This window comes from Microcoleus sp. B4-C2 (assembly GCF_036705265.1).
Classification (GTDB): Bacteria; Cyanobacteriota; Cyanobacteriia; order Cyanobacteriales; family Microcoleaceae; genus Microcoleus.
In genome coordinates this window covers 79,221-97,676 of the sequence record NZ_JAUBUB010000006.1, presented here as the reverse complement: position 1 = coordinate 97,676, position 18,456 = coordinate 79,221, and the positions used below count along the sequence as shown (strand labels likewise).

The 18,456-nt window shown below is 46.6% G+C and carries 21 protein-coding genes; 17 read left to right on the top strand and 4 right to left on the bottom strand.

The window, feature by feature from the left end; translation table 11 throughout:
- The first annotated feature begins 44 nt into the window (after nucleotides 1-44).
- From acpS to QUB20_RS04070, 6 genes are all read left to right on the top strand, one after another.
- Nucleotides 45-503, top strand: coding sequence for a holo-ACP synthase (acpS, locus tag QUB20_RS04095; RefSeq protein ID WP_333059107.1), 459 nt, complete (start codon nucleotides 45-47; stop codon nucleotides 501-503).
- Nucleotides 504-545: 42 nt separating this feature from the next.
- Nucleotides 546-815: a transcriptional coactivator PipX gene (gene pipX / locus QUB20_RS04090; RefSeq protein ID WP_333058020.1), complete on the top strand. Its 270-nt coding sequence runs from the start codon at nucleotides 546-548 to the stop codon at nucleotides 813-815.
- Between the two features lie 72 nt (nucleotides 816-887).
- Nucleotides 888-1,553, top strand: coding sequence for a YggS family pyridoxal phosphate-dependent enzyme (locus QUB20_RS04085; protein ID WP_333058021.1), 666 nt, complete (start codon nucleotides 888-890; stop codon nucleotides 1,551-1,553).
- 117 nt (nucleotides 1,554-1,670) lie between these two features.
- Nucleotides 1,671-2,285 carry a cell division protein SepF gene (locus tag QUB20_RS04080; RefSeq protein ID WP_333058022.1) on the top strand — a complete coding sequence of 205 codons (615 nt, stop codon included), beginning with the start codon at nucleotides 1,671-1,673 and terminating at the stop codon, nucleotides 2,283-2,285.
- Nucleotides 2,286-2,589: 304 nt separating this feature from the next.
- Nucleotides 2,590-3,435, top strand: a complete 846-nt coding sequence (gene proC, locus QUB20_RS04075; RefSeq protein WP_333141028.1) for a pyrroline-5-carboxylate reductase — start codon at nucleotides 2,590-2,592, stop codon at nucleotides 3,433-3,435.
- 11 nt (nucleotides 3,436-3,446) lie between these two features.
- Nucleotides 3,447-4,034: a Uma2 family endonuclease gene (locus tag QUB20_RS04070; protein WP_333243443.1), complete on the top strand. Its 588-nt coding sequence runs from the start codon at nucleotides 3,447-3,449 to the stop codon at nucleotides 4,032-4,034.
- Nucleotides 4,035-4,056: 22 nt separating this feature from the next.
- Here the strand turns inward: QUB20_RS04070 and plsY are convergent, their stop codons facing one another.
- The 4 genes from plsY to QUB20_RS04050 all read right to left on the bottom strand — a co-directional run bounded on the left by plsY (nucleotide 4,057) and on the right by QUB20_RS04050 (nucleotide 7,491).
- Nucleotides 4,057-4,737 carry a glycerol-3-phosphate 1-O-acyltransferase PlsY gene (plsY, locus tag QUB20_RS04065; protein WP_333243440.1) on the bottom strand — a complete coding sequence of 227 codons (681 nt, stop codon included), beginning with the start codon at nucleotides 4,735-4,737 and terminating at the stop codon, nucleotides 4,057-4,059.
- A 113-nt stretch (nucleotides 4,738-4,850) separates the two neighbouring features.
- Nucleotides 4,851-6,182: a DUF3086 domain-containing protein gene (locus QUB20_RS04060; protein WP_333243437.1), complete on the bottom strand. Its 1,332-nt coding sequence runs from the start codon at nucleotides 6,180-6,182 to the stop codon at nucleotides 4,851-4,853.
- Nucleotides 6,183-6,240: 58 nt separating this feature from the next.
- On the bottom strand, nucleotides 6,241-6,633 hold the full coding sequence (locus tag QUB20_RS04055) for a DUF3119 family protein (protein WP_333058028.1): 393 nt from the start codon (nucleotides 6,631-6,633) through the stop codon (nucleotides 6,241-6,243).
- A 63-nt stretch (nucleotides 6,634-6,696) separates the two neighbouring features.
- Nucleotides 6,697-7,491, bottom strand: coding sequence for an MlaE family lipid ABC transporter permease subunit (locus QUB20_RS04050; protein WP_333243434.1), 795 nt, complete (start codon nucleotides 7,489-7,491; stop codon nucleotides 6,697-6,699).
- Between the two features lie 186 nt (nucleotides 7,492-7,677).
- On the opposite strand from QUB20_RS04050, the gene QUB20_RS04045 reads away from it, so the two are divergent.
- The 11 genes from QUB20_RS04045 to QUB20_RS03995 all read left to right on the top strand — a co-directional run bounded on the left by QUB20_RS04045 (nucleotide 7,678) and on the right by QUB20_RS03995 (nucleotide 18,380).
- On the top strand, nucleotides 7,678-7,965 hold the full coding sequence (locus tag QUB20_RS04045) for a hypothetical protein (protein ID WP_333238961.1): 288 nt from the start codon (nucleotides 7,678-7,680) through the stop codon (nucleotides 7,963-7,965).
- A gap of 98 nt (nucleotides 7,966-8,063) precedes the next feature.
- Nucleotides 8,064-8,192, top strand: coding sequence for a hypothetical protein (locus QUB20_RS04040; protein WP_333243429.1), 129 nt, complete (start codon nucleotides 8,064-8,066; stop codon nucleotides 8,190-8,192).
- Between the two features lie 27 nt (nucleotides 8,193-8,219).
- A complete protein-coding gene (locus QUB20_RS04035; RefSeq protein WP_333243427.1) occupies nucleotides 8,220-8,666 on the top strand; it encodes an Hsp20/alpha crystallin family protein in 447 nt (148 codons plus the stop codon).
- Nucleotides 8,667-8,902: 236 nt separating this feature from the next.
- Nucleotides 8,903-9,157, top strand: a complete 255-nt coding sequence (locus QUB20_RS04030; protein WP_333243424.1) for a hypothetical protein — start codon at nucleotides 8,903-8,905, stop codon at nucleotides 9,155-9,157.
- Nucleotide 9,158: 1 nt separating this feature from the next.
- Entirely contained in the window at nucleotides 9,159-9,548 is a 390-nt protein-coding gene (locus QUB20_RS04025; protein WP_333243421.1) for a hypothetical protein, read from the top strand.
- Nucleotides 9,549-9,676: 128 nt separating this feature from the next.
- The gene (locus QUB20_RS04020; RefSeq protein WP_333205343.1) at nucleotides 9,677-10,039 is read left to right on the top strand and encodes a hypothetical protein; all 363 of its coding nucleotides are present in this window, start codon (nucleotides 9,677-9,679) and stop codon (nucleotides 10,037-10,039) included.
- On the top strand, nucleotides 10,032-10,430 hold the full coding sequence (locus QUB20_RS04015) for a hypothetical protein (RefSeq protein ID WP_333243418.1): 399 nt from the start codon (nucleotides 10,032-10,034) through the stop codon (nucleotides 10,428-10,430). The genes QUB20_RS04020 and QUB20_RS04015 overlap by 8 nt, the downstream gene beginning before the upstream one ends.
- A gap of 173 nt (nucleotides 10,431-10,603) precedes the next feature.
- On the top strand, nucleotides 10,604-11,005 hold the full coding sequence (locus QUB20_RS04010; protein WP_015178455.1) for a fasciclin domain-containing protein: 402 nt from the start codon (nucleotides 10,604-10,606) through the stop codon (nucleotides 11,003-11,005).
- A gap of 333 nt (nucleotides 11,006-11,338) precedes the next feature.
- Nucleotides 11,339-16,441, top strand: coding sequence for a PAS domain S-box protein (locus tag QUB20_RS04005; protein WP_333243415.1), 5,103 nt, complete (start codon nucleotides 11,339-11,341; stop codon nucleotides 16,439-16,441).
- A 308-nt stretch (nucleotides 16,442-16,749) separates the two neighbouring features.
- Nucleotides 16,750-16,977, top strand: a complete 228-nt coding sequence (locus tag QUB20_RS04000; protein ID WP_015178453.1) for a hypothetical protein — start codon at nucleotides 16,750-16,752, stop codon at nucleotides 16,975-16,977.
- 317 nt (nucleotides 16,978-17,294) lie between these two features.
- Complete coding sequence (locus QUB20_RS03995; RefSeq protein ID WP_333243412.1) at nucleotides 17,295-18,380, top strand: amino acid ABC transporter substrate-binding protein; 1,086 nt, start codon at nucleotides 17,295-17,297, stop codon at nucleotides 18,378-18,380.
- The last annotated feature ends 76 nt before the right edge of the window (nucleotides 18,381-18,456 follow it).

Genomic DNA, 18,456 nt, shown 5'->3' with positions numbered 1-18,456 from the left:
CTACTGCTAAAGTAATGGAGACAAATATTTAGAGAACCAAGACCTTGAACATCTATCTTGGGACAGATATCGTATATGTTCCGCGCATACAAGCCGCATTAGACCGGTTTGGCGATCGCTTCCTCGAAAAAGTTTACACACCCGCCGAACAAAGGGATTGTGGGCAACTAAATTCTCAACACAGCAGCATTAAAGGTAAAATGAATCGAGTTTCCTGCAACCAACTAGCGGGGCGCTGGGCGGCAAAAGAAGCCGTTGTCAAAGCTCTAGGCACGGGATGGCGGGGAATACGGTATGCAGATGTGGAAATTCGGCGCTCCGAAAACGGTGCTCCAAACGTGCAACTGCACGGAACCGCAGCAGCACAAGCCTCTGTTTGGGGAAATTGCCAGTGGCAATTAAGCCTCAGCCACGACGGAGACTATTGCACGGCTACGGCGATCGCCCTTTGTAGCCCGCCCTCAAACAACGCCGTCGGGCGATCGAGCGAAACTAAAATCTAAAATCTAAATCTTTAATCTAAAATTGATAGATTGTGAGTGTGAATGACTACCGAAACTTACCTGAATCATCCAAACTTTGGCCTCCTCTTCAGGGTATCCCAGGTTGAAGACAGCCAAGAATTATTTACCACCCTATACGCCCAACGCCTGTTTTTTTTGGTGACAAACGGCCCTGGCGGGCTGAGATTTGAACCAATCAGCCGCTCCGACGCTCGCCTCATGGTCGAAATTCGCCTGCGAACCCTGCGTCGCAGCGGTCAATATCACGAGTACGACCAATTGCAAACCATTCACCAGCGTACATTTCAATAACGAAAATCAGTAATTTGGTAATTGGTAACAGTCTTAATTTTCCTTCCCTCCCGTCAAGAGCGTTGAGTACCCATGACCATAGCCTCTCGAATTAACAGCATTCGCCAACACTTGCCGGAATCAGTGCGGTTAATTGCCGTTACCAAACAGGTATCGACTGATGCTATCCGCGAAGCATACGACGGCGGTATCCGGGATTTTGGCGAGAGTAAGGTTCAAGAGACTGCCGAAAAACAAAGCCAACTGCAAGATTTGCCGGATATCAACTGGCACTTGATCGGGCACTTGCAAGCCAACAAAGCCGCCAAGGCCCTAGAGCATTTCCAGTGGATTCACTCTCTCGACAATTTAAAACTCGCTCAGCGACTTTCGCGCTTGGCGGGGGAAATGTCCTGCTCTCCCCAAGTCTGCCTGCAGGTCAAAATGTTGCCCGACCCGGACAAATACGGCTGGAGCGTTCCAGAACTGCTGGCTGACCTTCCAGAACTCAACAAATGTCAGCATATCAAAATTCAAGGTTTGATGACAATTCCTCCGCTGGGATTAGATGACTCGCAAATCCTAGAATTATTTAACAGCACCCGCGAACTTGCTGACAAAATCCAGCAGCAAAATTTGCCCTACATTCAAATGCAGCAGCTCTCGATGGGGATGTCGGGAGATTATCATTTGGCAATTCAAGCAGGTGCTACTATGGTACGGCTAGGACAAACCTTATTTGGCTCTAGGAGGGGATAAATAATTGAAATCTTCTGATAAAGACAATTTGGGTTAAATATAGAATAGTCAGCCACCCGCGACTAACGCGCAACGCGAGTATAGTCGGGGCAGCAAAGTCGTAAAGGAGCGTGAATCATGAATATTTTTTCTAAACTGCGAGATTTTGTAGGGATCAACAATGAGCCTGAGTACGATGACGTGTACGACGAAACTGAAGGGGAGCGCTATCAGAACTTCTACCAAGCGCCTGAACCCAACCCCGCTGCAGTCGCAGCGGAAGAAGAACGTCGTCAAAATCGTAGAATGCGAGAGCGGTCAGTAGTAGGATCGACAGGTATGGATGTAGTTGCACCAACCGGGGGAGTAGGGTCAGTAATGAATAACGTGATTGGAATGCCTGGAGCTATGAACGGGATTTCGGAAGTAGTAGTAATGGAGCCGCGCACTTTTGAAGAGATGCCGGCAGCAATTCGAGCCCTTAAGGAACGGAAGTCTGTGGTTTTGAACCTGACGGTGATGGACCCAGACCAAGCGCAAAGAGCTGTGGACTTTGTGGCGGGCGGTACTTATGCCCTTGACGGTCATCAAGAGCGAATTGGCGAAAGTATTTTCTTGTTTACGCCTAGCTGCGTGCAGGTGAGAACTCAGTCTGGTGTGGTTCACGAAGTGCCTCCTGCTCAGGGACGCCCTCGTGCTGCTGCTCCTGCACCGACAGTCTGGCCGGCAGAACAAGCTACCATCGCTCAGTAGTTATTAGTCAGTAGTTATTAGTCATTAGTCATCTGTCTTTAGTCTTTAGTTATTAGCCAGTAAGCTTTTAACTAGCGAGATCCTGAATTTTGTATCCTTAGTTCTGGGCGCTTAACTCTTAGCTAAGGCGGAGAACTGATAATTAATGGCAACTAATAATTAATGACTAATGACTAGCATAAAATAGTAAGGTGCGTCGCTTTCTAATTTTCGATCGAACTTGTAAATTGTTGCGGGCGACGCACCCTACAAGGTAGCACTGTAGACTAATGACTAATGACTAATGACTAATGACTAATGACTAATGACTAACATAAAATTTGGTACGATCGGCGGTGGGGTAATGGGAGAAGCTCTCTTATCCCGCTTAATAGCACAAAAAGTTTATTTGCCTTCAGAAATATTGGTGAGCGAGCCTGGGGTAAAGCGCCGCGAGTTTTTGGCTAACAAATACGGGATTGGAACAACAGCCAGCAATCTAGAAGTTGCTGCAGCTACAGAAGTGCTGTTTTTGGCGATTAAACCGCAAGTTTTTGATACGGTAGCTTTGGAGTTGGCGGTGGCGGCCGATCGCAAACAAGGAAATAATGGAGAAACGGCTAATTCCCAGCCAGAAGCGCTAGTAGTGTCGATTTTGGCCGGAGTGCCACTGAGCAAGCTGGAACCAGCCTTTCCGGGGCGGGGAGTGCTGCGGGTGATGCCGAATACTCCAGCCACGGTAGGAGCGGGAATGAGCGCGATCGCTCCGGGAAAACTCGTGCAACCGGCTGATTTAGAATTGGTAAAGCGCATCTTTCAAGCCGTGGGAGAAGTGGTAGAAGTACCTGAGAGTATGCTCGATGCGGTGACTGGACTTTCGGGTTCCGGCCCTGGTTATGTAGCAATTTTGATAGAGGCCTTGACAGATGGCGGAGTTTGTGCAGGACTGCCACGGGCGATCGCCTCTCAATTAGCTTTACAAACAGTATTCGGTACAGCGAAGCTAATGCAAGAAACGGGAATGCACCCGGCACAATTGAAAGATCAAGTTACGAGTCCCGGTGGCACAACTATTGCCGGAATTGCTAAACTAGAGAGTAACGGCTTTCGTTCTGCCCTAATCGAAGCAGTGAAAGCAGCTTGTTTGCGTTCTCAAGAATTGGGTAAATAGGTGTTAGTGCCATGCTGACTTTAAAATTAGATTTAAGTCCGTGGATCAAGTTGACAGACGATCAGTTTTACGAACTGTGCCAACATCACCCCGATTATAAATTTGAACGGAATGCAAAAGGAGAACTGCTGATGGTTCCACCAACGGGAGGAGAAACGGGCAACCGTAATATGGATTTATCCTATCAATTGCAAGCTTGGAGTCGCCAAAATCCGAATCTAGGAATTGCTTTTGACTCTTCCACCTGTTTTAGACTCCCAAACGGTGCAACTCGTTCTCCCGATGCTTCTTGGATAAAACGCGAAAGATGGGAAGCTTTAACTCCCGAACAAAAAAGAAAATTTCCGCCACTGTGTCCTGATTTTGTAGTGGAATTGCGCTCGCCCACTGATTCTATCCGAGAAACGCGAGAGAAAATGCAGGAATATCGGGAAAATGGCGTTTGTTTGGGGTGGTTGATTGACCCGCAAACGCGGAGTGTGGAGATTTATAGGATCGATCGAGAAATAGAAATATTGCAGTCCCCTGTTACGCTGTCAGGGGAAGATATTTTGCCCGGATTTGTGTTGGAACTAGGGCCCGTTATGGGAAATAATTGAAAAGGTGTCAGGCTGTTTCAGATCAATCGCTAGCTGCTGTTTCCAATTTCTCTCCAATCCTCGGTTCCGTACCATTCAAAAGCCGCTGAATATTGCTGCGGTGTCGCACAATTACAAACACACCGCCCGCAATGCCAAACAATACATAAGCCAGCGGCTGATGTAAAGCAAACATCAATCCAGCCACGCTAATTGCCCCGATAATCGAACTTAAAGAAACAATTCGCGACACCGCAAATACTATCCCGAAAATTCCGAAAGTTCCCAAACCAACGGGCCAGTACAAACCCAGCAAAACTCCCAAACTCGTAGCCACAGATTTACCCCCCGTAAACCCCAGCCAGATTGATTTGCTGTGGCCCAAAATAGCAGAGAAACCCGCCAAAGTTGCCATCCAAGGGATGACAGTTGCAGTATTTTCTAAACCGGCTGCGGTTGCTAGCTGGCTGGTAAAAGTGAGAGAGTAAATATAGCGAATTAGGACGATCGCACTTACCCCCTTCAACACATCAACCAACAACACCCCCAACCCCGGCCCTTTGCCCAAAGTCCTCAGTACGTTAGTTGCACCCGTCGAACCCGAACCAACCTCTCGAATATCAATTCCCAGCATCCATTTCCCCAAGGCGTACCCAGTCGGAATCGAACCAAGCAGATAAGCTGCTATTAACAGTGCGCCATTTAAAATTATCCAGCTAGCCATTTTTTAATTTGAGATTTCGTGTACTTTTAAAATTTGCAACCTTTCCCCTAGCATAATTAGCAATTAGCAATTACTAAGTAGCAATTACCAATTACCAATTACCAATTACCTCATCAAAAATCCTTAGCAGCCATCAAAGTTTGCGGATCTGCCGCAAAGGCCAGCCATAACGGAAATTGCAGGATTGACAAACTAATTAAATCCTCAGTTTCATCAATGACAATTAGTGGCAATTTACCATCTTTCACCAGTCGATCGGCTTTTTGAGCCAAAGCTTCCGCAGACTCAAACATAATAATCCCCCTTTCCGGGCCAAAATCGCTGCGAGTAATGCCCAAACAGTCCTGCAAACCCCGGCGCCACTCTCCCAAACGTTCGGGACTGTTGGCGAGCACCAAAGTCCGCACCCGTCCGCCGTAGACGCTTCTGAGTACAGAAATAATTGTCGAAGTAATCAAGATATTTTGCAAGCGCGAACCCATAGTCCGCAAAGCACCCCTTCCTCCTTGAGTGAAAAACCAGTTAGAAACTCGTTCCGCGTGGATGGGTTCAAAAGTGCGGCGAAGTTGCCAAGGCGGGCCGTAGTAGTCGGGGACAGTGCGATATTGATCGAGGGTGCGGCGAATTTGTTTGGCTTGTTCTTGAAATCCCTGTTCGGCAAATTTGGGATTTACCGGTGCTGAGGATTGAGACTCTTCAGCAGCAGTTCGCTGTGGTGTCTCTTGCGCCGGTGGCGTCAAATCTAAGAGTTCGGCGGTAGCGGCCAAATCCTGCAAACTGCCTACTAAATAGTCTTTGAAACCCTGGACTCGAATTGCTAAATCTTGGGAAACGCCGGCAAAAGTGGTTCGCATTTCCTTTTGAATTCGATCGCGCCGGCGTTCTAGTTTTTCTACTTCGATTTGTAGCGCTTGTTTGCGCTGATCTAGTTGAATCAAGCCGTCTTGTACCAAACGCCCGATCGATGCTTGAGCCTGGCCCAACGCTTCTATAGCATTGGCTTTGTCGGCTTCCAAGGCGGCAATTTTTTCAGTCAAAGCTTGTTCTTGCTGCTGCAATTCTTGGACTCTCTCTGCCAACTGTTCGGTAACATTTTCTGGGATGTGCGTTACCGTTTCTGGGATTGCTGTTGGCTGGGAGTCTGTGGGAATCTCGATTTGAGCGATCGGACTTTCTGATTCGGCCTCGTCGGTGTTGGGCGCAATTTGGGCTAGTGCGCCTGCTTCGTCCACGAATTGGGCAATTTCGGCATCTTCCTCGTCCAGCGGCGGGTCTGTTTCTGCCGGGAGTTGGGCGGGCAGTTCATTTTCGTCGATCCACAAATCTTGTGTTTGAGATAGAACTTGGTACTCCGTCTCATTCACGGGTAAATCGACTTCGCCGTCACCGCTTGGGGTGGCTGGTTGTGGTTGCGGTTCTTGGGTTGGAGATTCGTCTGAATTCATGGGAAATTTTGTTCGGCGTGGGCACGGAAAAGTTAAAAATTAAAAATTAACAACTTTTTTAGTCTTGACGGGGACAGCGCTGTTCTAAGCAGGTCTGTAGCATTTTACGATCGAACAGAACCGGCAGAAAGTGAATGCTGTTAATTTCTTTGAAATAGAACAAAATCGGCACAGCGGGCCAAAATATCCGCCAATTTTGCCATTCTCGGTAAGGAAAGCGGCGGATTAAGTTGGACGATCGATAAATGTCCAAATCTGTTGGGGTAAATTGTAGCCGGATGGTGGCGGCTTGGTACATCAAAAACAAGCCGAACACAGAAAGTGGCAAACTCACCCACTTCTGCACGAACAGCAGCGGTACGGCCGCCAGTACCAGGACTAGGGGAATCGCATAACTCGGGGCGAGTTCGATCGTACTTGTCGGCGCAGTCGAAGAGGCTGTTGTAGTCACGGGTTTAAATCAAGGGTAGTAAACTAATGTTGCCAATTATTCATATTTTATCCGTTTCTTAGCTTACAAGCCTTTGAGTAAGCTAGAGCCCGTGCCCTGAAACATCAGCCATGTCATCAAAAAGTTAAAGATAAAAATAGCCAGTAAAGCCGTCACCACCGCTGTGGTAGTCGATTGGCCGACGCCTTTTGCCCCGCCGGTGGTGGTCAAGCCCCAGCTAGTGCCGATTACAGCAATCAAACCACCGAATACAAAAGCCTTAATTGCCGCGCTGCAAATATCCCACAAACTCAGGAAATTGCGGACTGATTCTAAAAACACGCTTTGAGAGATGCCGTACATCGTCGTAGCAATCAGCAGTCCGCCGAGGATGCCGGTGACGAGACACATGATGGTTAAAATTGGCAGCATCAAGCAGCAAGCAATGACGCGGGGAATTACTAAATAGTCGATCGGGTCTGTTTTGAGCATCAGCAGGGCATCTATCTGTTCTGTTACCTGCATCGTGCCGATTTCCGCCGCAAAAGCCGAACCTACCCGTCCCGTCACGATTACCGCTGTTAAGACGGGGCCGAGCTCGCGAGTCAAAGACAAAGCCAAAACGCCACCGACGACATTGCCGGCACCGAGGTTAATAAACTCCCTCGCTACCTGAATAGTAAATACCATGCCGACAAAACCCGCAGTCAGCAAAGCAATCAGCAGAGATTCCGGGCCGACTGCTGCCATTTGGTCGATGGTGTTGCGACGGTGAATTTTGCCCTTCAGCAAGTGCAGCATGACTTGGCCGCCCAATAAAGCTGCTGCCAGCAACCGCCGACTCCACAAACTGAGGCTGGAAGATGTAGTGGTGCTCAAGGGGATTTCGAGTGTAGAACAACTGCCAAAAATGAAATCTATCTACAAATCTTAAACAAGTTTTTTCTATAACATTTAAGATTTCTGACAGAACTGGCCACGGAGGGCGATCGCTGCCTATCGTAGAAAAGGACAAGTTTTGTTTGCTTGCACCTTTCGGCAGTTTAGCTGAATTTACTGACTCTTATGAGCATTTTTCCCAATTTTCTTCGCTCTGTACTGTTGACCAGCCTGTTGAGCTTTGTCGCCCCCTTATTGTTAATCGGCGGGGGATTGACTAGCTTTTCGCTGATTGGCTTCGTGCCTGCTCTCCAAGGAGTTGGTCGTTCTGGAGAAGACCTGATTTTGCAGTTCTTAGCTACTTTCGGCAGCGGCTGTCCCCTCCAGGGTTTTTTCGTCATCGGTCTAACTTTTGGTTTGGTGGGTGCTTTGTTTGATACCTACGCTTCTTATCAGCATTCGCGGTGGAGTTAATCGAACCTTCGATTTTAGATTTTAGATGGGAATTCCTCGATCGAATCTAAAATCTAAAATTGCTGGGTTCGGGTTGGATCGGATACCCGCCCCTTTTGATGATTTTACAATACCGATCGCGAATGTTCGGAAATGCGATCGGCCTTTTTGCGGAAAACCGAATTCCCCAGTTTCGGGAGCTGGAATATATTAAATACAAGTTGAGTCAAGTATTTCTCAACTTCTAAAAAGTTAAGAAATTCGAGGTATCAGTTATGGCACTTATTCGTTGGGAACCTTTGCGGGAAATGGACTCCTTGCAGCGAGAAATGAATCGGTTGTTTGATAGCTTGACACCGGCAACCGATCGCGCATCTAACGGTGTTGCTTTTGTACCTCCCGCCGAACTCGATGAAACTCCCGAAGCCATCCACCTTAAATTAGAAGTTCCGGGCATGGAAGCTAAGGATTTGGACGTACAAGTAACCGCAGAAGCTGTTGCTATTAGCGGCGAACGCCGTCTGGAAACTAAGAGTGAAGATAAAGGCATGACTCGCTCTGAGTTCCGCTACGGTTCGTTCCGCCGGGTGATTCCCCTACCCGCACGGGTTCAAAATGACAGCGTAGAAGCTGAGTACAAAAATGGAGTTTTGCACCTGAATTTGCCCAAAGCGGAAGCGGAAAAGAACCGCGTGGTTAAAGTGCAAATCGGCGGTCAATAATTGTTTGCCAGTTTAGTTAGTTGATTAATAGGGGTCACACTGCGCCCCTATTTTTTTTTAATTGATCATTGGTCATTGGGAATTTCTGCTTCCTCCCCTTCTCCAACTGTGCTAAACTAGAAAAGGCAATGGTTTTTGAGGAGACTTGCGTGCCGAGTCAGGGAGTTGGAGGCAATGGAATTGCATCGGAATTTGGAGACTTAACCGGAATGAATCGTTAAGAAGTCGAGGACTTTTTGCGCGGGCTGGGTGCAGAAATCAGAACTACTGAAGGGGGTTATCTTGAATACGAATTTGCCGATCGTTCACGAGTCAATATCCGTCCTGATGGTGAAGTTGTACGCACCCCAGCTCCCAGATACGGTTCAGATGGCCGAAAAATAAACAAAGGTTTGCGTCTTGACAAAGATGGCAGCTTGGTCAAAACACGCGATGAATTTGGCAATAAGATTCCTGGGACGCAAAATACTGGAGAAAAAGTGAGTAATTAATATGCCCGATGACTACAACTTGCTTAATTTAGGTGGACTTACATCCCTCATCACAAATGTCCATGTGTCTTTGTGGGGGAATGAAATTTTATTTGAATGTATTTACGATCCGACAGGCGATCGATTGCCTTATAGCATAGTATTTCATGACTGCCGAGACATCAGTTGGGAGGTGTTCCATCCTGAAGATGTCAAAGATCCTGAAGCTGATTTGATTGGCATTCATTTGGGTGAAAACGCGCACCGGAAAGCAGCTTTGATTCATACTGATATTTTTGAAATTGCAATTTTGTACGGCAGTTTTAGCATTCACACAGGAGAGAATTTTAACTCACTAATAGCAGATTTAGAAACAGAGATTTTGGCATCACAAGTGCAAGCAGTATTGTAGCAATCTCAATTTTAGGTGTGAAATTAGAGATAAAAGACTTGGGAATGAGTTGATAAACAGAGGTTTTGGTATCACAAGCGTATTGCGTAGCTACTTGCAAAAGGTAATGTGCTAAACTCGAAAAGGCAATGGTTGGTGAGGAGACTTGCGTGCCGAGTCAGGGAGTGGGAGGAAATGGAATTGCATCTGAGTTTGGAGACTTAACCGGCATGACTCGCCAAGAAGTCGATGACTTTTTGCGCGGACTGGGTGCAGAAATCAGAACTACTAGAGATGGTTATGTTGCATATAAATTTTTTGATAAGTCAACACTAATGATCCGTCCTAACGGTGAAGTAATTAGAACGCCTGCACCGAAATATGGCTCAGATGGAAGAAATATCAACAAAGGTTTGCGTCTCGATAGAGATGGTAATTTATTGCGAACGAGAGACGAATTTGGTAATTTAATTCCAGGGACTCACAATACGGGAGAGAAATTAAATGAGTGATTGGAAGGATGACTATAACTTGCTTGGATTGGGTGGTTTTACATCTTTAATCACAAAAGTCAACGTATCTTTATGGGGAAACGAAGTATTAATTGAATGCGTCTACAATCCAGAAGAAAGATTGCCTTATATGCTGGCATTCAAAGACTGTCGCGATATCAGTTGGACTGTACACGATGAAGAGGCAGTTGGCGAATTGGAAGCTGAATTCTTCGGAATTTCTTTGGGCGAGCCGGAACACCGCAAGCCTGCGGCGATTACTACAGACATTTTTGAAATTTCTATTTTGTACGGCAGTTTTAGCATTCACAAAGGAGATAATTTTAACTCACCCATAGCAGATTTAGAAACAGAGGTTTTGGCATCGGGTACGCCAGTATTGTACAAATAACCAATAATATGGTTTCCGGTTGCATCGGAATGATTTAACCGCAGAGAACGCAGAGAACACAGAGGGAGATAAGAGAGATGAATAATTCCGATGCTAACAGATTTGATATAACCAGTAACCAAATCAGTTTACGATACTTAATAGAACTTTTTTCCCAGATGAGGTAAAACACAATGCCTGATATTGTTGATATTGCCGTAGGTGCGGGTTCGTTCCAAACCCTCGTAACAGCCGTGCAAGTAGCTAATTTAGTAGATGCGCTCAAAAGTCCGGGCCCTTTCACTGTCTTTGCACCCAATGACGATGCTTTTGCGAAATTGCCGCCGGGAACTATCACAACCCTAGTGCAGAACGTTCCCCAACTGACTAGGATTTTGATGTTTCATGTCGTCTCCGGTAAGTTTATGAAAGCTGATTTGGCAAAACTCGGTTTTGTTACTTCCTTGGAAGGTTCGCCGATTAAAATTGATTGTTCTGACGGTTTTGAGGTTAAAAATGCTACAGTTGTTGCTGCGGATATCGAAGCAGACAACGGCGTCATCCATGTGATCGATAATGTGATTTTAATGGGCTAGTTTCACCGTCCATTGATTTTCGATTTTCGATTTTTGATTGACTCTACAGATGAATTTGAGGGTTTGAACTTTGGTCTAAATTTTTTTGGTTTAATCCACGGAAGTCTGGATATTGCATCTATCTTTAGGTGTGATGTTAAGTCGCAGCGGGAGCGAGAGCTTGCATTGAGCAGTGTCTCTTTGCTCCCGATCGCACGCTTTTTTTTTATCGGTTGAAGGTAATTTCAATATCAAAAAGTTGTCTTTTCGGCGGATATATTTTAAGATGATTGTTTACAAAAATTTGAAAATCAATAATTATTATAATATAAGCAAACCAGCGTGGTGAGCACTATGCAAATCCTAGCCGCCAGCCTCAAAGCAAAAGTCCGCCAGCGTACCTTGGAACTGCAAGTTCTCAACGAACTTACGGAGAAAATACAACTCGCGGCTGGCGCTGATGAAATTTGGTCTGCGTGTCTGACACATCTCGATCGCCTCATTCCTGGCGCGGCGATCGCCATTTTGACGCCACCGGACGATCGACTATACCTGGAACACTCACAGCCCTTAACTGCTAGCGCCAAAGCCGAAATTGAAGAGCGCTTGCAGGCTGCTCGCGCTGAATGGCTTGCCGGCAATGGGGACTGGGCGCACAACATCGCTCCGCCACCAATTGCTCAGTTTCAGTCGGTATTGATGGCACCAGCCAACCCAGATGAAAGTGAAGAATTGTTGGGAGTATTTTTCATTGGTGCAGAGCAGCCAACTGCTTTTAATTTGGAACACCTTTGTTTGCTCCACACAGTCGCTCAAATTTGTACAAAACAGTTAACTATTTTAGCAGCTAAAACGACCAGTGTCAAGGATAAAGTTAAAAATAATTGGGTTCTGGATTCGGTAATTCAAGAACTATTGGTGCGGGCTGTAATGGACAAGGCGCCGGACAGAGTTTTTGCGAAAGATAGAAACTTTAGATACATTTTTGTCAATCAAAGTTTTGCTGAATATGTGGGGAAAAATGTTGAGGAAATTATCGGCAAAGATGATATTGAATTAGGGTTTTCAGCCGAATTAGTATTTGGCGATCGCAACGGCAAAATTAGGAGCATCCGCGAGGAAGATCGAGCTGTGCTGGCTGGGGAGAGGGTTCGCAATCCCTACCAGGCGATCGTCTTTGAAGGTGGCAAACAGCACATCTTTGACACGCAAAAAGTGCCACTGTGCGATGCAGAGGGTAATATATTTGGGGTTTTAGGTTTTTCTAGAGAGATTGGTCAATTGCAGGCCACAGATGAAGCCAGGAATCAAAGCCAAGCCCAACTGCAAAAAATTACTGCTAGCGTACCCGGTACGGTATATCAAATTGACTTGCATCCAGACGGCTCGATGGCCTTCTCGTTTGTGAGCGCGGGCTGCCGAGAATTGTATGAAATAGAACCAGAGGCTGCTCAGCAGAATTTTAATGTAATTGTTGACATGATTCATTCCGAAGATCGAAATGATTTTCTCAACTCGGTGACGCTTTCTGCTGAAAACTTGCAGCCTTGGCGCTGGGAAGGAAGAATTGTCACTCCGTCGGGAAAACTTAAATGGGTGCAAGGAGCTTCCCAGCCCGAATTTCAAGCATCGGGGGAGATAGTTTACTACGGCTTGTTCACGGATATTAGCGCCCGGAAACAAGCTGAACGGAAGCTGCAACTTTATCAACAAATATTTTTGAAATCCAACGATGCGATCGCGATCTTAGACCCCCAAGGCTATTACTTAGAAACAAATCAAGCTCACACGGCTTTGCTGGGCTACAGTTCGTCTAAATTGTGGGGGAAAACCCCGGTAACTCACATGGGAGAACAGGCATTTGCCTCGGTAATGCAAACCTTGGCAGAAACTGGGAGTTACCGAGGCGAAATGACCTTTATTAAGGCTTTGCCAGAAGGAACAGTTGAGGTGGAGCTTTCGGCTTTTGCGGTTCTCAATGATGCTGGGGATGTAGTTTGCTACGTAAATGTCAAAAGGGACATCAGCGAACGCAAGCGAGCTGAGGAAAAACTAAAACTTTACCGAGAAATATTTTTAAACTCCAATGATGCGATCGTCATTATCGATGCTGACGGGTTTTTCCTCGAACAAAATCTCGCTCACCAAACGCTTCTAGAATACACAGACGCGGAATTAGAAGCAGAAGCTTCGCCCCTGGTTGCGGGGGAGCGCTTTTTGGCAATTGCCCAAAGTTTAGCGACAACAGGAAGTTTTCGGGGCGAAATTACTAACTGCACTAAAAAAGGCCAGACGCTGGCGATCGACGTTGCGGCATACTCTGTGATTAACAACGCCGACGATGTAATTTGTCACGTCTGCGTCAAGCGCGACATTACCGAACGCAAAAAAGGAGAAGAAGAACGGCAAAAATTTGTGTCGCTGATTGAAAACAGCAGCGATTTTATCGGTATGGCTACCCTGAAAGGCAAAACACTGTTTGTCAACGAAGCCGGACAAAAACTGGTGGGTGTAGAGAATCTTTCGGCAGTGCTTTATACGGAGATATGGGATTATATTGGGCCCTATTTTCAACAGAAATTTAGTCAAGAGATTTTACCAACAATTATCAGTCATGGCCAGTGGCAAGGCGAAGGTCAAATGCAGCACTTGGGAACCGGACAACCCATTGATGTTGTGATGAATGCTTTTCTGGTCAAGCACCCTCAAACCACCGAACCGCTGTGCTTTGCTGCGGTAATTCGCGATGTCACCGAACGCAAGCAAGCTGAGAGAATGCTGCAGGAACAAGCAGAACAAGAACGGCTGGTTTCGGCGATCGCCCAGCGAGTCCGGCAGTCTCTCAACCTCACTCAAACTCTGAGCACTGCTGTACAAGAAGTGCGGCAGTTGTTGGCAACTGACCGCACGGTAATTTATCGTTTTGAGTCCGAGGAAACAGCGGTTGTGGTTGTGGAATCTGTAGGGGATGATTGGATGCCCCTGCTGGGCAGAGAAGTTCCAATGACATCCTTTGGGGAAAGTTATGTATCCCTATATAGTTCTGGACAAATTCAAGCAATGGCAGATATTTATACTGCCAGTTTGAGTGAAACACACCGAGATTTACTTGCTAGTTTGCAGGTAAGGGCTAATTTAGTTGTACCAATTTTTATAGGCGATGAAAGTCAGGAGTTGGCAACAGAATACTCGCCGGAAACTAAAATGAGTCCGCCGGGAAGGAGTTTGGAAACGAGTCAACATCGCTTGTGGGGGTTGCTGATTGCCCATCAGTGCAGATCTCCGCGCGTTTGGACTGATTCTGAGGTGGATTTGCTGGGAAGGTTGAGCGTGCAGTTGGCGATCGCCATTCAGCAATCTACTCTTTTTGAACAAGCGCAGCAGGCCCGTGAAGCAGCCCTGGAAGCGTCTCGAATGAAGTCGCTATTTTTAGCAAATATGAGTCACGAAATCCGTACTCCGATGAATGGAGTGATGGGGATGACTGATTTGCTGCTGAAAACGAATCTTACTCCCGAACAGCTTGACTTTGTACAGACGCTGAAACTCAGCGGTCAAAATTTACTCTCCATCATTAACGATATTCTAGATCTCTCCAAACTGGAAGCAGGAGAAATGCGCTTAGAAATACTAGAATTTAACCTCAGTATCTGTATGAATGAAGTGCTGGATTTGTTGGCAACTCCCGCACAAGAAAAAGGTATAGAAGTGGTGGCACTGATTGACAGTGACGTGCCGGTGCAAATTAAAGGTGATGCAGCGCGGTTGCGGCAAATACTGACTAATTTGATCAACAATGCTATTAAGTTTACAGAAGCAGGAGAAGTGGTAATTGAGGTTGCTAATGCTAGTAATCCTGGGTTGTTGGCAGCCAGCGATAATCAGAAAATTTTAGAAAATATAGAATCGGTAAAAATAGAAAATAATGACTCGATGCTCCTGCTGTTTAAAGTCACAGATACAGGAATTGGGATTGCTCCCGAAGACAAAAAAAAGCTGTTTCAATCTTTTACTCAAGTTGATGCCTCTACGACAAGAAAATACGGTGGTACTGGTTTGGGGCTGGCTATTTCTAAGGAGTTGGTGGAGTTAATGGGTGGGCAAATCGGTGTGGAAAGTACCCCTGGCCAAGGCTCGACTTTTTGGTTTACTGTGCCGACAGTTAAGGAAAATTTAACTGCTGTCGGGACAGCGTGCGAAGTTAATTTTGAAACGGTACTGGCGGGGCGAAAAATGTTAGTTGCCAGTGACAAGCCGACAGTGCGAAAAGTGCTAGTGAGAATGGCTGTTTTGTGGGGAATGGAAGTTGAGGAGGTTGAGAACGGTTGGATGACGATCGCATCTCTGTACAAAGCTGTCAGCCTTAATACCCCTTACGATATCGTTTTGGTTGATATTCAGTTGCCGGAAATGGTGGCCGGAAGTCTCGAACGCTTGAGGATTTCTGAGCCGGCAATGCAGCAGACGCATTGGGTGGTGCTGACTTCAATGACTCAGCTTGCAGAGGCGAAACGCTTGGTAGATAGCGGTTTTAGCGGGTATTTAACTAAACCTGTTAAGGCTCACCGACTATTTGATTGCTTGGCGAATGCGATCGCCCCGATGACGCTGATTGATGAGCCACTGGCAAGTTCAACTTCCAATCGAGCCTCAGCTATTGACAACCGGGAGTTAGGAAGTTTAAAGATTTTGTTAGTTGAAGATACTCCAATCAATCAAAAAGTTGGTCTCAATCAACTCAGAGTTTTGGGATGCACTGCAGATGTCGCGAATAACGGCGCAGAGGCGCTATCTATGGTTGCTCAGAAAAAGTATGACATTGTGTTGATGGACTGTCAGATGCCGGTTTTGGACGGTTACGAAGCAACGCTGGAATTGCGCCGCCGGGAAGCGGCAGATGCTGCTGGGAAGATGCAGCCGCATCAAAAGACGGTGGTGATTGCGATGACGGCGAATGCTTTGAAGGGCGATCGGGAAAAGTGTCTGGCGGCGGGCATGGACGATTATATTAGCAAACCTATTGCGATCGAAAAGTTAAAATCGGTACTAGCAAATTGGTCGGCCAAGCTAAAAATTGAAACTCCCAAGTTTAATGGCGAGGAACTTCAAAATTCTGAGCCAGATATCGAATCGGTAGTCGATATGGCACGTTTGCACGAAATTTCGGGCGCTGATTTAGAGTTTGAGCGGGAAATACTGCAAGCTTTTGTGGTGGATACTGGTAGTTATTTAGAAGCTGCTAAGGGGGCGATCGCCTCTGGAGATATGGAGACACTGGCGCGCCACGCTCATCAAATTAAAGGTGTCAGCGCTACGGCGGCGGTGCGGTTAATGCCCGATCTGGCAGATCGGCTTCAAAGTCGGGCCGAATCAAATGATTTGGAGGGGGCTACAAAAATCATCGCTGAATTAGAAATCATTCTGGCGGGGGTTCAAAAGTTTGTGGCTACCGAGTAGTCAATTTTATTGTGCACCGGGCCCGTGGAGCCCGATCGCGGATATTGGCAGCCCCGCGAGCGAGCGCGTGTAAAGATTGTTAATCTTTTATCAAGATGTTTATCTCAATGTGAAGGAATTGGGAACTCTTATAACATCTTGTGTGTTGTAACTTGCGACACTACTGTCTTAAGTTATTGTGGTCAAATATAAAATAATCATTAAGCCGATGGCTCAGAGGGTGCTTTTCGTCTATCGGCTTGAGACACCAAGACCAGCTTTTCGCTATCCCCGCCCATTAAGTGCGTATTTACGCTCAACGAGGTTTTATGACTCCAGTCATGTTACGCCAACTCTGGTCATTAATTGAGACCACCCAAGCTACTCTGTTAGTCAATTTAGACGATGCCACCCTGGTACAGTGGCTGCTGAAGCAGTTAAAGACAAACTCTGCGCTCAATGGCAAAGAAGCAGATTTGTTGGACGAATACATCCAGTCTCGGCTTTCCCTAATCCGCGATTTAGCTGAGCAGCGGCTGGCACCAGAGCTACTGTGAGCGGATTCAATCAAAATCGGATAAATATTCCAGGGAAGGGCGACGATCGCTCGCGCTGGGCAGAAATAGCAGAAAAGAAACCGGGTTTCAGGGATAAATCTGAGGTTTGACGACCATACCTCCAGCCAGAAACCGGGTTTCTAACTTTGGGATCCCAGCTTGCTCAAAAAAAACAGGCGGGTAGTCAGGGCAGTTGCCGCTGTGCAGCAATGGATGCAGAACGGCTAATTTGAAACCGGAAGCTGTGTAGATAGCCGATCGCCACAGTTCTGACAGCTACAAGGTAGGATTGTCAGGAAAGCGTTCTATTAAAATCTATGCGTAAATGGGGATTTCTGCTACTAGCAAGTGTGTTGTTTGTGGCACCGTTGGCATCTTGTAGGGATCGATCGGCACAAACCGGACAAACAACAGCAACAACTGCAGCAGGCGGCAACTCGCAACAAGGTTCCAGCCGGATAGATACAATTGTCAGCCGGGGCAAACTGATTTGTGGCATCAGCGGCGAACTGCCGGGTTTTAGCTTTGTAGACGAAACAGGCAAATATTCGGGACTGGATGTGGATGTGTGCAGGGCTGTGGCGGCAGCAATATTTGACGATCCCGAAAAAGTCGAGTACCGAAAACTCAACGCTAAAGATAGATTTACAGTTTTGCAGGCAGGAGAAATCGACATTCTCAGCCGAAATACCACCTACACCGCGAGTCGCGACAGCACTACCGGACTGGAATTTGCCCCGGTGATCTTTTATGACTCTCAAAGCATCATGGTCAAAAAAGACAGCGGCATCAAAAGTTTAAAAGATTTTGCGGGCAAATCTATCTGCGTGCAGACAGGTACGAGCACCGAACAAAATTTGTCCGACCAAATGCGAAAATTAGGAATTAAATACACTCCTGTGGTGTTTGAAGATGTGAATGCTACCTTTGCGACTTATCAAGAAGGTCGCTGTCAAGGTGTTACTGCCGATCGATCGCAACTTGTTTCTAAGCGGACAACTCTGCCGAATTCCGAGAATAATGTTGTTTTGCCGATCGTGATGTCAAAAGAACCATTAGCCCCAGCGGTGAAAAGCGGCGATCCTAAATGGGCTGATGCGGTGAGATGGATCGTTTTCGCGGCGATTGAAGCTGAAGATTTGGGAATTAATTCAGGAAATGTAGACCAAATTGTGGCAAGCACTACAGACCCGAACATCAAACGTTTGCTAGGAACAGAAGGAGATTTAGGTAAAGGTTTCGGACTCCCGAACGACTACGCCGTCCGCGTTGTGAAGAAAGTGGGGAATTACGGGGAAATGTACGATCGCAACCTCGGCCCCAAAAGTACACTCAAGTTAGAACGGGGTCAAAACAGACTCTGGAAAGATGGCGGTTTGCTTTACTCGCCGCCATTCCGCTAGTAAAGCTATGTAGGGTGCGTGACGGTAAAAATCCCCATCGCCAATCAAGTAACTATCAAGTCACGCACCAAAGCTA

What these genes read in the sequence shown, in the direction of transcription:
- QUB20_RS04025 (WP_333243421.1), top strand. Translation starts at nt 9,159, where the DNA reads ATGCCCGATGACTACAACTTGCTTAATTTAGGTGGACTTACATCCCTC.
- proC (WP_333141028.1), top strand. Translation starts at nt 2,590, where the DNA reads ATGACTAACATAAAATTTGGTACGATCGGCGGTGGGGTAATGGGAGAA.
- plsY (WP_333243440.1), bottom strand. Translation starts at nt 4,737, where the DNA reads ATGGCTAGCTGGATAATTTTAAATGGCGCACTGTTAATAGCAGCTTAT.
- QUB20_RS04005 (WP_333243415.1), top strand. Translation starts at nt 11,339, where the DNA reads ATGCAAATCCTAGCCGCCAGCCTCAAAGCAAAAGTCCGCCAGCGTACC.
- QUB20_RS04000 (WP_015178453.1), top strand. Translation starts at nt 16,750, where the DNA reads ATGACTCCAGTCATGTTACGCCAACTCTGGTCATTAATTGAGACCACC.
- pipX (WP_333058020.1), top strand. Translation starts at nt 546, where the DNA reads ATGACTACCGAAACTTACCTGAATCATCCAAACTTTGGCCTCCTCTTC.
- QUB20_RS03995 (WP_333243412.1), top strand. Translation starts at nt 17,295, where the DNA reads ATGCGTAAATGGGGATTTCTGCTACTAGCAAGTGTGTTGTTTGTGGCA.
- QUB20_RS04020 (WP_333205343.1), top strand. Translation starts at nt 9,677, where the DNA reads ATGGTTGGTGAGGAGACTTGCGTGCCGAGTCAGGGAGTGGGAGGAAAT.
- QUB20_RS04060 (WP_333243437.1), bottom strand. Translation starts at nt 6,182, where the DNA reads ATGAATTCAGACGAATCTCCAACCCAAGAACCGCAACCACAACCAGCC.
- QUB20_RS04070 (WP_333243443.1), top strand. Translation starts at nt 3,447, where the DNA reads ATGCTGACTTTAAAATTAGATTTAAGTCCGTGGATCAAGTTGACAGAC.
- QUB20_RS04045 (WP_333238961.1), top strand. Translation starts at nt 7,678, where the DNA reads ATGAGCATTTTTCCCAATTTTCTTCGCTCTGTACTGTTGACCAGCCTG.
- QUB20_RS04040 (WP_333243429.1), top strand. Translation starts at nt 8,064, where the DNA reads ATGATTTTACAATACCGATCGCGAATGTTCGGAAATGCGATCGGCCTT.
- QUB20_RS04080 (WP_333058022.1), top strand. Translation starts at nt 1,671, where the DNA reads ATGAATATTTTTTCTAAACTGCGAGATTTTGTAGGGATCAACAATGAG.
- QUB20_RS04010 (WP_015178455.1), top strand. Translation starts at nt 10,604, where the DNA reads ATGCCTGATATTGTTGATATTGCCGTAGGTGCGGGTTCGTTCCAAACC.
- QUB20_RS04035 (WP_333243427.1), top strand. Translation starts at nt 8,220, where the DNA reads ATGGCACTTATTCGTTGGGAACCTTTGCGGGAAATGGACTCCTTGCAG.
- QUB20_RS04085 (WP_333058021.1), top strand. Translation starts at nt 888, where the DNA reads ATGACCATAGCCTCTCGAATTAACAGCATTCGCCAACACTTGCCGGAA.
- QUB20_RS04015 (WP_333243418.1), top strand. Translation starts at nt 10,032, where the DNA reads ATGAGTGATTGGAAGGATGACTATAACTTGCTTGGATTGGGTGGTTTT.